The following is a 12,053-nucleotide window of genomic DNA, read 5'->3' as shown; positions in this document are numbered from 1 at the left end:
CTTGAGCATCATACTTGAACCCGGGCAGATCGAAGCGTCGGCAGTCACGCCGCCATTTCTGCACCTGCCCGCCGCCAACCTGTTTGAACTGCGTGCCGCGCGCCTGGAGCAACTGGCAGAGGGCAACGCGCTTGGCGACTACCTGAGGTTGATTGCGCGGTTATGCCGCATCCAGCAGCAGCTTGTGGATAACCCGCCCGGCGGCATGCCGGTGGCCGAGGCGCGTCAGCGCCTGTGCATGGATCATGGTTTGCCGCCGCTGGCGGCTGACAGCCTGGTGCGTGAAGGGCCATGGCTGGTCTGGTTGCAGGCACTGCTAGAGCACCTCAGCGGCGAAACCCGTGGCCCGATGGGTGAGGCCCTGCAGGTGCTACGAGGCAGTGATGACAATCAGCGCAAGGGCTGGGGCATTGCTTTGCTGGCAGGCCAGTACGATGGTGTGCCTGCAGCACTGGTGCCGTTTCTCGGGGCCGCGTTGCAGGCGGCCTGGTCCAGCTGGTTGCTGGCGCTGCCCGCACACCAGCTCAAGCCTGCCGGTAGCCTGGCCCAATGTCCGGCTTGTGGTTCGCCGGCGATGGCCGGGGTGGTGCGCAACCGTGGAAAGCACAACGGCTTGCGTTACCTGGCCTGTTCGTTGTGTGCCTGTGAGTGGCATGTGGTGCGGGTCAAGTGTGTGTACTGCGAGTCGAGCAAGGATTTGCGTTACACCAGCCTTGAGGATGATCGCCATGCGCCAGGCAAAGCGCCGCTGCGCGCGGAATGCTGCCCCGGGTGCGACAGCTACCTGAAGCAGAACTACCTGGAGAACGATGCGGCGGCCGAGCCGCTGGCCGATGACCTGGCCAGCCTGGCCCTGGATATACGTCTGGACGGGGAGGGCTTCCATCGCCTGGCGCCCAACCTGATGCTCGCGCCCGGTGGCGGGTGAGTGTCTACACTGAAAGATCGACTTGCCTTCTTCGCGGTCAAACCCCTGCCTACAGGTAATTGCGCCAACCCGCTGTACTTGTAGGAGCGGGTTCACCCGCGAATGGGCCAGCACAGACAACGGATCAGTCCAAGGTAGTACCGCATGTCCAACAGCCTTGCCAGCGACACCCCACGCCTGCCGTCCATCGATACCCTCCTTCGCCACCCGGCTTGCCTCCCTCTGATCGATCGCCACGGCCGTGACGCCGTGCTGAATACCCTGCGCCAGCTGCTCGACGACCTGCGCGAGCCCGCCCGTAATGGCGAACTCGGCAGCGCCGAACTGGCTCCGGAAATCCTCCTTGGCCGCAGCGGCGAACGCCTCGCCCTCCAGCAACGCAGCCAGGTTCGCCGCGTGTTCAATCTCACTGGCACCGTGCTGCACACCAACCTGGGCCGCGCCTTGCTGCCGGATGAAGCCATCGAGGCCATGCAGACCGCCGCTCGTTACCCGCTCAACCTGGAGTTCGACCTGGCCACCGGCAAACGTGGCGACCGTGATGACCTGATCGAAGGCCTGATCCGCGAGCTGACCGGTGCCGAAGCCGTCACCGTGGTCAACAACAATGCCGCCGCCGTGCTGCTAGCGCTCAACAGCCTGGGCGCGCGCAAGGAAGGCATCATCTCTCGCGGCGAGCTGATCGAGATCGGTGGTGCGTTCCGTATTCCCGACATCATGGCCCGTGCCGGCGTCAAGCTGCACGAGGTTGGCACCACCAACCGTACTCACGCCCGCGACTACGAGGCCGCCATCGGCCCGCGCACTGGCCTGCTGATGCGGGTGCATTGCAGCAATTACAGCATCCAGGGCTTCACCACCCAAGTGCCTACTGCCGAGCTGGCACGTATCGCCCACCAACATGAATTACCACTGCTTGAAGACCTGGGCAGCGGCAGCCTGCTCGACCTTACCCGCTGGGGCCTGCCCGCCGAACCCACGGTACGCCAGGCCCTGGCCGATGGTGCCGATATCGTCACCTTCAGTGGCGACAAACTGCTGGGGGGGCCGCAAGCCGGGATCATCGTCGGCCACAAGGACTTGATCACCAGGATCAAGAAAAATCCGCTCAAGCGTGCGTTGCGCGTCGACAAGATCACCCTTGCTGCACTCGAAGCGGTGCTGGCGCTGTACCGCAACCCCGATCGCCTGGCCGAGCGCCTGCCCAGCCTGCGCCTGCTGACCCGCAGCCAGGCCGAGATCCAGGCCCAGGCCGAGCGCCTGGCGCCTGAGCTCCAGGCGCGTCTCGGTGAGCAATGGGCAATCAGCGTAGAGCCCGCGTTGGGCATGATCGGCAGTGGCAGCCAGCCGGTTGCGCGCTTGCCCAGTGCCGCTCTGTGCCTGCGCCCGCAAGTGTCGAAGAAGTTGCGCGGGCGCAGCCTGCATGTGTTGGAGCGCGCCCTGCGCGACCTGCCGGTGCCGGTGCTGGGCCGCATTGACGACGATGCCCTGTGGCTGGACCTGCGCCAGCTGGATGACGAAGCCCAGTGGCTGGCCCAGTTGCCAGCCCTGCAGCTGGGGCCGGTGCAGTGATCGTTGGTACCGCTGGCCACATCGACCACGGCAAGACCGCACTGCTGCTGGCGCTGACCGGCCAGGCCGGCGACCAGCGGCAAGAAGAGCGCGCCCGCGGCATGACCATCGACCTTGGCTACCGCTATGCGGCGCTGAGCGAAGGCGCGCCGCTGACCGGCTTCATCGATGTGCCGGGCCACGAGCGTTTTATCCACAACATGCTGGCCGGCGCCCATGGCATCGACCTGGTGCTGTTGGTAGTGGCGGCCGACGACGGGGTCATGCCGCAGACCCGTGAGCACCTGGCGATCATCGAGCTGCTGGGCATTCCCCAGGCCTTGGTGGCGATCAGCAAATGCGACCGGGTCGAGCCGTCGCGTCTGGCCGAGGTGCAGATGCAAGTCAGTGAATTGCTGGCGCCTGGGCCCTATGCCGGTGCGCGGCAGTTTCCGCTGTCGAGCATCAGCGGGGAGGGCGTGGACGCGTTGCGTCAGGCCCTGCTGGAGGCCGAAGCAGGTACACGGCAGCGTAGTGTCGTCGGTGGTTTTCGCCTGGCCGTCGACCGTGCGTTTGCGGTTACCGGCGCCGGTGTGGTGGTCACCGGCACGGCACTGGCCGGGCGGGTCAGTGCGGGTGATACGTTGTTGCTGGGCAAGGCCGGCAAGGTGGTGCGCGTGCGTGGCCTGCATGCACAGAACCAGGCTGCGTTGGTGGCAGAAGCAGGCCAACGGGTGGCGCTGAACATCGCCGCTGAGCGCCTGGCCGTGGAGCAGGTGCACCGGGGCGACTGGCTGGTGCCCGAATGGTTGCATGCGCCCAGTGTTCGGGTGGATATCGAGCTGTACCTGTTACCGGGCGAGAAGCGTACTTTCGAACATTTCAGCGCCGTGCATGTGCACCTCGGCACCCAGGATGTAACGGCCCGGGTCGCCTTGCTCGAAGGCGAAAGCCTGGCTGCCGGCCAACGCATGTTTGCCCAGTTGTTGCTCAACGCGCCGTTACAGGCCGTGCACGGCGACCGCCTGGTGCTGCGCGATCAGCGCGCCCAACGCACACTGGGCGGCGGCAAGGTGCTCGACCCGTTCGCCCCAAGCCGCCAACGCCGCAGCGATGCCCGTCTGCAGCAGTTGCAGGTGCTGCGCGATGCAGCGGATCTGGAGCAGGCACTGCCAGCACTGCTCGCCAGTGCACCTGGCGGCATTAGCCCGCAGCGACTCGAGCGGCAGTTCAACCGCCTGCGGGAAACCTGGCAGTTACCGGATGATGTGCGGGTGGTGGCCACCCGGCAGGGCCAACTGCTGTTCGCCAACGCTCAATGGCAGGCGCTCAAGCAGCAGGTTCTGGAGCAGTTGGCGCGCTTTCACGAGCAAGAGCCCGACCAGCTTGGCCCTGACCGTGATCGCTTGCGGCGCTTTGTAGCCTTGCCTCTGGAACGGCCGGCATTCGTCAGTTTGCTGGATGAACTGCTCGACGACAGCGCCATCGCCAGCAGCGGGCCATGGCTGCATCTGCCCGATCACAAGGTACAGTTGAGCGAAGCCGACAGTGCATTGTGGGCACGTCTGCAGCCGAAGTTGATCGCAGGGCAATTTGACCCACCCTGGGTCAGGACGCTGGCGAGTGAGGAGAACTGTGCCGAAGCCGATGTGCGCCTGTTACTGCGCAAGTTGGCCCGGCTGGGCCTGGTGCATCAGGTGGTGCGCGACTTGTTCTACCCCGAGGCGACGCTGCAGCGCATGGCAGCGTTGATGCTGGGGCAGGCCAGCGAAACGCAGATAGTGCAGGTTGCCGCGTTTCGCGATATGTTGGGCATCGGTCGCAAGCGCAGTGTGCAGATTCTGGAATACTTCGACCGCATCGGCCTGACCCGGAGGGTGGCCGACCAGCGTCACATCCGCGCCGACAGCGCCCTGGCTCAACAGCACGCCAGGCACTGAGTTCAAGGAAGGCAATCGCGCCCGGTGGCGCGGCCGGGCTTCAAACCCGGTTGGGGACGGCAGCCGTTCCCGGGCAGGTTCGACTCCCGCTGCCTTCCGCCATTTTTTCACCCTTTAGGGGCTCTTCGCGGGTGAACCCGCTCCTACACAGGAAACGCAATCGTCGTAGGCGCGGGTTTACCCGCGAAGAGGCCCTCAAGGGCGCTGATCAAGCCCGCTCGCCACACAAATCCAGGACAAACCAGCGGTCTGCTGCGTCAGCATCCAACCCTGCGCCCAGTAGCGCCACCATCTTGCCCAGGGCTGCTTCACGGGTCATGCCACCGCCACTGACCAGCCCGGCTCCGCGCAAGCGGTTGCCCGCTGCATAGGTGTCGAACACCACCGAGCCTTCCGGGCACTGGCTGATAGCCGCCAGCATCACGCCGCGCTGGCGCGCTGTGCTCAGCACATTCAGCAGCGCCTGGTCATCAGATGGCCCGGTCCCGCTGCCGTAGCACTCCAGCAGCAAACCCTGCACACCGCTGTCTATCAAGGCCTGCAAATGCCCGGCCTGAAGCCCCGGGAATACTGGCACAACCGCCAGGTTGACCGGCTTGCGCGGCTGCTTGTAGCCCAGTTCGGCAGGGATCGTATCGGCCCGCTCAGCGTCACGGTGGCGTGGCAGCGCAGCAAAGGCATCGAACGCTTCGCTGCGTAGCTTCGACGCCCGACAGCCATGCAGCAGCTGCCCGTGGAAGTACAGTTGCACGCCATCTTCCAGGCCGTGTTCAAACTGGCGCAATGCGCCGCACAGGTTGTCCCAGGCATCGCTGTCCGGGACACCTGCCGGCAGCATCGAGCCGGTCAGCACTACTGGTGCTGGCAGGTCCAACAACAGGAACGACAACGCAGCAGCGCTGTAGGCCATGCTGTCGGTACCGTGCAGCACCAACACGCCATCGTGGCCCGCGACATCCACCGCCGCGACGATGGCATCGCGCATCGCCAGCCAGTTGTGCTGTTGCATATTGGCGCTGTCGAGCAGCGGGTTCAGCTCGTGCAGTGTCCATTGCACCTGGGGTGCATTGGCCATCTGGGCAAAGTGTTCACGCATCCGTGCTTCAAAACCACCGGCCGGTGCCAGGCCTTCCGGGGTTTCGAGCATGCCGATGGTGCCACCGGTATAGAGAACGAGAAGATTCTTTACTGCGCGCATGGAAAGCATCCGTAGCGGTGAGCGGACAAAGAAAAGCCGCCCGCGGAAGGGGCGGCTGGGCAGGGGAGGATATCAGCGCTGCGTCTGAACTTGGCCGACTGCTTTGTCAGTGGCTGTTTCCACCTGCGGATTGGCAGGCCAGGCATTGCGGTCCAGGTCCAGGTCGGCAAACTTGGACGAGTCGAACACAGGCTGCTTTACACCGGCCTTGCGCTGGTCGTCGTAGTCGCGCATGACCCGCAGGCCGACCTTGAACAGCAGGGCCAGGGCCACCAGGTTGACGAAGGCCAGGCAGGTCATGGTGATGTCGGCGAAGGCGAACACGGTCGACAGGTCTTGCATCGAACCCCACACGACCAGTGCCAGCACCAGGCCACGGAACACCATCAACACTACGCGGTTACGGCTGAGGAATTGCAGGCTGTTCTCGCCGAGGTAGTAGTTGTAGAGGATGCAGGTGAAGACGAACAGCGACAGCGCCACGCTGACGAACACGCGCCCCCAGTCACCGACTACGGCGGCCAGCGAGTTCTGGGTCAGGACGATGCCGTCACCTTCGAAGCCCGGGGTGTAGAAGCCCGACAGCAAGATCAGCAAGGCGGTGCAGGTGCAGATCACGAAGGTGTCGAGGAACACGCTGAAGGCCTGGACCACGCCCTGTGCGCCCGGGTGTTTCACCGCGGCCACGGCGGCGACGTTCGGCGCGCTGCCCAGGCCTGCTTCGTTGGCGAACACGCCACGTTTCACGCCCATGACGATGGCGCTGCCGAGCAGGCCGGCAAACGCCGGGTCGAGGCCGAAGGCGCTCTTGAAGATGGTTTCCAGCATGGCTGGCACGTGTTCGATCTGGGTGCCGATCACGTACAGGGTCACGCCGATGTAGGCCAAGGTCTTGACGGGTACCAGCAGGTCCGACACCGCCGCGATGCGCTTGATGCCGCCGATGAAGGTGATGGCCAGCAGTACGGCCAGCACAATACCGGTGTGGCTTGGGTCGAAGGCAAAGGCATTCTGCAGCGAGTGGGTGACGGTGTACGACTGCAGGCCGATGAAGGCGAAGCCGTAGGTGACCAGCAGCAAGATCGAGAACACGATGGCCATGCTCTTGCGCTTCAGCCCGTGCTGGATGTAGTAGGCCGGGCCGCCACGGTACAGGCCGTCGCCATCAGCGCGCTTGTACACCTGGGCCAGGGTGCATTCGAAGAAGCTGCTGGACATGCCCACCAGTGCGGTGACCCACATCCAGAACACGGCACCTGGGCCGCCCAGGGTCACTGCGATACCGACACCGGCGATGTTGCCGGCGCCCACGCGGCCGGCCAGGCTCAGCATCAGGGCCTGGAAGGAGCTCAGCTGGCCTGCCTGGCCACGCAGCGATTCCTTGAACACGCTGAACATATGGGTGAAGTGGCGGAACTGGACGAACCGGGAGCGGATGGTGAAGTAGCTACCCAGCCCGACGATCAGCACGATGAGGAGTTTCCCCGAAAGGAAATCGTTGATTACTTCGAGCATTGGAAAATGACCTCGATTCTTATTCTTCGTGTGGAAAGACCAGCGGACGGCAGGCGCACCGCTATTCGTTGGGGCGCATGGTTGGCTATGACAAGAGTGGTTACAATTTCGCGGATTGCTCTGACTTGATGCTACTTGATGCTACAATGGCGTCATTCGCGTCACCTGGATTCCGCATATGAGCGATCACTTCGCTACAAACCTCAAACTTGCCTGCAGTCACTACCGCTCTATTTCCGAAGTTTGCCGCCAGCTGTCGATCAACCGCGCGCAGTTCAACAAGTACCTGAGCGGGCAAAGCCGTCCGACGGCTTTCAACCTGAAGCGTATCGGCGACTTCTTCGGTGTCGAGGATTACGAACTGAACCTGCCCGCCGAGCAGTTCGCCCGGCTGATCGGTGCGCGGATATCGCCCCAGGCCCAGCAACCCAGTGACCCGATCAGCGAGTTGTTCCGCCCGTTGCACGAACATGGCGGCAACCTTTCGCGCTATTGCGGTTACTACTTCGAGTACTCCAACTGCATGTCGGTGCCGGGCACGACCCTCGTGTCGCTGGTGCACCTGTGGGAAGAACGCGGCCGTTTTCTGTTCGAGCGCCAGGAACGGCAGGAGCGCTCCAGCGCCACAGATCAGCATGCCGAGGTACGCTGCCGCTACCTGGGGGCGGCGTTCCAGCTGCAGGACCGGATGTTCCTCATCGACTACGAGTCGCTGACGTTCAACGAAATGAGCCAGACCATCCTCATCCCCAGCTTCAAAAGCCGCATTACCCGGCTGAATGGCTTGAAGGCCGGCGTATCCAGCGGCGACCGGCGCAACCCAGCCTGTACCCGGGTGGTGTGGGAATACCTGGGCGAGGAGATCAATCGCATCAATGCGTATCGGCAGGTGAAACTGTACCGGCCGGATGATCCGCGCATAGATGACGATGTGCGTGAGCGATTGAGCGTGGCGCCCTTGCGCAATGGTCTGTTCGAGATCGAGTAATGCTAAATGCCTTAAGCATTGTCGAGGATGAACGTTGCGACCGTGTCGGCAACCTGGTCCGCTATTGCCGGAGTACTGCGCAAATGTGCCGCGATGCCATGGTCGCAGTCGGTAAGAAACAGGCATTGCAAACGCGACGCTGGAACTGCTCGCATCAAGGCGAGGTTAACTTCTTCCGGAATCGGGCTATAGCGTTCAGTGCCGGCTAGCCACAGGTTGCCAGCACTGGTGCCGGGGCCTTTGCCGAATCTCTGGGAGTTGAGCCCGTCGTACTCGCCGATCACCATCAATACTCTTCCACGAAACTGGTTGAGGAAGGTGTAGCTATCGCTCTCCAGAAAACCGAAAGGCTTGTTGATGGCGGCAGTGAATGCCGGGCCGAACGGCGCCTGGTGGGCATCGTCTGGATAAACTGCAGGGCAGATCAATACGATGCTGTCCACTTGTGGCAACTGTGCTGCAAGCTTGAGCGTAATGGCCGCGCCTAGGCTGTGGCCGATGAGCGTTCGGCATCGAGGCGCGATATGCGCGTGGAAACGCTGTGCTTCATCAAGGTTCGTCGCCAGTGACGGCGCCATTGCGCCTGGCTCGCTGGCGAGGCTATGACCTGACAGATTGCCAGTGAGTGAACCAATGCCTGCGGCTTGCAGGCGATAAAGCAGGGGGTTGAGCCGGGTAAAGTCGGAACGCGCGCCCCCCAAAACGAATGCGGGGGCTGCGCGCTCGATATCAGGTACCAGCAATCGCGCCTGTTGCTGGTAGTTTCCAAAGACTTCATTGATGAACAGCTCTTTGCCCGGGGCGGGCTCGTCAAACTGCCACTTCTCGCGCTGTGGGGAAGCCTTTTGAATGTGCATGGTGCTCTCTAGAAGAACTGGTTGAGCCATTCGCCGAGCGGGTTGCCGGTATCGAGCAGCAGTTTGAGTGCCATGATGCAGCAGACGCTGACCAGCAGCGGTTTTATGAGGCGAGAGCCGAAGCGAACTGCGCAGCGAGCCCCCAATTGTGCGCCCAGAAAGGCGGCGAGCGCCATTGCCAGCGCCAGCGGCCAGATGATCGCCCCGCTGAGAGAAAAAACTGACAACGCGCCCAGGTTACAGGCTGCGTTCAAAAGCTTGCTGGTGCATACGGCTTGAATGAGGTGCTGGCCCAAGAGGACCACGCAAGCCAGCATGAAGAACGAGCCGACTCCAGGGCCGAAGATGCCGTCATAAAAGCCAATGATGGGTGCAGCCGTCACGCAGAATAGGCTGGTCGATACCTTTGCCTTGCGCGCTTGTTCATTCGGCTTTGGACTGAAGGCAAAGTAGGCGGCGATCAGGATCAGCAGTGGTGTGACGCACGCCTGCAAAACGCTTTTGGGGACAAAGTTATCGACAAGGCCCCCAGCGCCCCACCGATAAACGCCATGACAGCCATGGGACTGCCTCGTCTCCAGTCGATCATGCCTTTGCGGGCGAAGGCGCACGTAGCCGAAACCGTAGCCGAAGCTGCCTGGAACTTGTTAGTGGCGATAGCTGCCAAGGGTTCTACACCGGCAATAAACAACACCGGGAGCGTGATAAGGCCACCGCCCCCGGCAATAGCATCAAAAAAGCCGGCCATCAGTGCAACCAGTGCGAGTAGCAGAACAAACGTCAAGTCGATTTCGATCATGGAGTATTTTCCTGTGCTCAACCACGTACCAGCAGCGGGTCTTCAGCGAGCACCTTTCTCGAGTTGATCGGCGAATATACGAGCCTGAAGTGCTACTCCTTTAGCCTCCGGTCCACCCAAATCAGCAAGGGTTTGGCTTGCAAAGGCTATGGCCTGGCTTTGCTTTGGGTAGAAATCCAGGTAGGCAGCTTCCGAATGAGGCATTGAACGTTCCTTGTCGTTTTTGTGTGAAACTCCCTGGCTGGCAAGTGGGGAGTCGACTATTCAATGCAGTTATGCCGTGACGTGGTAGTCAGCCCATTCCTCGTATGTCGTAGGAAATTTCTGTCTGTGGCGGTATTGAGCGGTGAAACTGTGGAATCACGCCCTGTGGCATCGAACGGGTCCGGTGTTGGACTTCCCGGGCAGGAAACCGCAAAATGACTCTTTTTTCTCATCAACCTCTCCGGATCTGCTGACTCTATGCGTATGCGCCTAATGCTGTTGGGTGGTGGCAATGCCCTCGGGCAAGCGCTGATTCGTCTTGGGGCCGAGGAGGACATCGCTTTCCTGGCACCGCGCCCGCCCGAGAACGGCTGGGCGCCCTCAAGCCTCACTCAGCTGCTCGATGACCATCGCCCCGACGCGCTGGTCAACCTGGCCTATTACTTCGACTGGTTCCAGGCCGAGTCGGTCAGCGAGCAGCGCCTGGCTCAACAGGAGCGGGCGGTGGAGCGGTTGGCAGAGCTGTGCCAGCACCATCAGATCACCTTGGTGCAGCCCTCCAGCTACCGTGTGTTCGATGGTTCGCGGGCCACGGCCTATAGCGAAAAGGACGAGCCAGTGCCGCTGGGCTTGCGTGGCCAGGCCCTATGGCGCATCGAGCAGAGCGTGCGTGCGGCCTGCCCGCAGCATGTGTTGCTGCGCTTTGGCTGGTTGCTGGACGAGAGCATCGATGGCGCATTGGGCCGCTTCCTGACCCGTGCCGAGCAACCACAGGAGCTGCTGCTGGCCGATGATCGACGTGGCAACCCGACGCCGGTCGATGATGCTGCCCGAGTGATCCTGTCGGTGCTCAAGCAACTGGATTGCAATGCGCCGCTGTGGGGCACCTACCATTACGCCGGCAATGAGGCGACCACGCCGCTGGCGCTGGGCCAGGCGATCCTCGCCGAGGCCGGCCAATACCGCCAGCTGGCCGTTCAGGCCCCCACGCCGCAGGCCCATGCCGCGCGCCCGGATGCCAGCGAAGAGCCACAGCACGCGGTACTGGCCTGCAAGAAAATCCTTCATACCTTCGGTATCAAGCCGCGTGCCTGGCGCGCTGGCTTGCCACCTCTACTGGACCGGTTCTACCGCCATGGCTGACGCCCCCATCCTGATCACCGGCGGTGCCGGCTTCATTGGCTCCCACCTGTGCGATGCGTTGTTGGACAAAGGCTACGCCGTACGCATTCTCGACGACTTCTCCACCGGCCGGCGAAGCAATCTGCAGGTCGATCACCCACGGCTGGAACTGATCGAAGGTGATGTTGCCGATGCAGGGCTGGTCACTCAGGCTGCGGCTGGCTGCCGTGCTGTGGTGCATCTGGCGGCGGTAGCGTCGGTTCAGGCCTCGGTCGAAGACCCGGTGCGTACCCACCAGAGTAACTTCATCGGTACCCTCAACGTTTGCGAAGCCATGCGCGTGCATGGCGTGCGCCGGGTGCTCTTCGCCTCCAGCGCAGCGGTGTACGGCAACAATGGTGAAGGGGAATCGATTTCCGAAGACACGCCCAAGGCGCCGTTGACCCCTTATGCCGTGGACAAGCTGGCCAGTGAGCAGTACCTGGACTTCTACCGTCGCCAGCATGGTCTGGAGCCGGTGGTGTTTCGCTTCTTCAACATCTTCGGGCCACGGCAGGACCCTTCCTCACCGTATTCCGGGGTGATCAGCATCTTCTGCGAGCGTGCTGTGCAGGGCTTGCCGATTACAGTGTTCGGTGACGGCGAACAGACCCGGGACTTCCTTTATGTGGGCGACCTGGTGCAGGTGATGGTGCAGGCACTGGAGCAGCCGCAAATCGAGGAGGGGGCGGTGAACATCGGGCTGAACCAGGCGACCTCACTGAACCAGTTGCTGGCCGCGCTGGAGAAGGTTGTGGGGAGCTTGCCAGCGATCAGCTATGTGGCGGCGCGATCGGGTGATATCCGCCATTCGCGAGCAGATAACCAGCGGCTGTTGGCGCGGTTCGAGTTTGCGCAGGTGACGCCGATGGTTGAAGGCCTGACAAAGCTTCTCGGTAAAGGCTGAGCCCC

10 protein-coding genes, 1 tRNA gene and 1 pseudogene are annotated in these 12,053 nt (G+C 62.6%); 7 read left to right on the top strand and 5 right to left on the bottom strand.

Annotation, left to right across the window (positions count from 1 at the left end):
• Position 1 precedes the first annotated feature (1 nt).
• From fdhE to ACF8O8_RS04920, 4 genes are all read left to right on the top strand, one after another.
• The gene (gene fdhE / locus ACF8O8_RS04935; protein WP_047605320.1) at positions 2–928 is read left to right on the top strand and encodes a formate dehydrogenase accessory protein FdhE; all 927 of its coding nucleotides are present in this window, start codon (positions 2–4) and stop codon (positions 926–928) included.
• 144 nt (positions 929–1,072) lie between these two features.
• Positions 1,073–2,500, top strand: coding sequence for an L-seryl-tRNA(Sec) selenium transferase (selA, locus tag ACF8O8_RS04930; RefSeq protein WP_010951785.1), 1,428 nt, complete (start codon positions 1,073–1,075; stop codon positions 2,498–2,500).
• Positions 2,497–4,419, top strand: coding sequence for a selenocysteine-specific translation elongation factor (gene selB, locus ACF8O8_RS04925; RefSeq protein ID WP_392509326.1), 1,923 nt, complete (start codon positions 2,497–2,499; stop codon positions 4,417–4,419). The genes selA and selB overlap by 4 nt, the downstream gene beginning before the upstream one ends.
• Before the next feature lie 6 nt (positions 4,420–4,425).
• Positions 4,426–4,521 (top strand) — tRNA-Sec (locus tag ACF8O8_RS04920).
• 106 nt (positions 4,522–4,627) lie between these two features.
• On the opposite strand, the gene ACF8O8_RS04915 is transcribed toward ACF8O8_RS04920, so the two are convergent.
• Complete coding sequence (locus tag ACF8O8_RS04915; RefSeq protein WP_079732569.1) at positions 4,628–5,626, bottom strand: asparaginase; 999 nt, start codon at positions 5,624–5,626, stop codon at positions 4,628–4,630.
• A gap of 63 nt (positions 5,627–5,689) precedes the next feature.
• Positions 5,690–7,132 (bottom strand): sodium:alanine symporter family protein, encoded by a 1,443-nt coding sequence (locus tag ACF8O8_RS04910; protein ID WP_010951788.1) that lies wholly within the window; start codon positions 7,130–7,132, stop codon positions 5,690–5,692.
• A 178-nt stretch (positions 7,133–7,310) separates the two neighbouring features.
• Here ACF8O8_RS04910 and ACF8O8_RS04905 point away from each other — a divergent pair, with 178 nt between their 5' ends.
• Positions 7,311–8,120, top strand: a complete 810-nt coding sequence (locus tag ACF8O8_RS04905; protein ID WP_392494336.1) for a helix-turn-helix domain-containing protein — start codon at positions 7,311–7,313, stop codon at positions 8,118–8,120.
• Positions 8,121–8,131: 11 nt separating this feature from the next.
• On the opposite strand, the gene ACF8O8_RS04900 is transcribed toward ACF8O8_RS04905, so the two are convergent.
• The 3 genes and pseudogenes from ACF8O8_RS04900 to ACF8O8_RS04890 form a co-directional block, all read right to left on the bottom strand.
• Positions 8,132–8,977, bottom strand: coding sequence for an alpha/beta hydrolase (locus ACF8O8_RS04900; RefSeq protein WP_392509325.1), 846 nt, complete (start codon positions 8,975–8,977; stop codon positions 8,132–8,134).
• A gap of 8 nt (positions 8,978–8,985) precedes the next feature.
• A pseudogene (locus tag ACF8O8_RS04895) lies at positions 8,986–9,725 on the bottom strand (TSUP family transporter).
• A gap of 93 nt (positions 9,726–9,818) precedes the next feature.
• Complete coding sequence (locus ACF8O8_RS04890; RefSeq protein WP_154070664.1) at positions 9,819–9,980, bottom strand: hypothetical protein; 162 nt, start codon at positions 9,978–9,980, stop codon at positions 9,819–9,821.
• A 258-nt stretch (positions 9,981–10,238) separates the two neighbouring features.
• On the opposite strand from ACF8O8_RS04890, the gene ACF8O8_RS04885 reads away from it, so the two are divergent.
• Together ACF8O8_RS04885 and ACF8O8_RS04880 are read left to right on the top strand one after the other, a co-directional pair.
• Entirely contained in the window at positions 10,239–11,123 is an 885-nt protein-coding gene (locus tag ACF8O8_RS04885; RefSeq protein ID WP_003255419.1) for a sugar nucleotide-binding protein, read from the top strand.
• Entirely contained in the window at positions 11,116–12,048 is a 933-nt protein-coding gene (locus tag ACF8O8_RS04880; protein ID WP_392509324.1) for an NAD-dependent epimerase/dehydratase family protein, read from the top strand. Before ACF8O8_RS04885 ends, ACF8O8_RS04880 begins: the two co-directional genes overlap by 8 nt.
• Positions 12,049–12,053 lie beyond the last annotated feature (5 nt).

Origin of the sequence: Pseudomonas sp. TYF_14 (assembly GCF_043105275.1) — a bacterium.
Classification (GTDB): domain Bacteria; phylum Pseudomonadota; class Gammaproteobacteria; order Pseudomonadales; family Pseudomonadaceae; genus Aquipseudomonas; species Aquipseudomonas alloputida.
The sequence above is the reverse complement of the archived record's forward strand: the minus strand, read 5'-3'. Positions and strand labels throughout refer to the sequence as shown.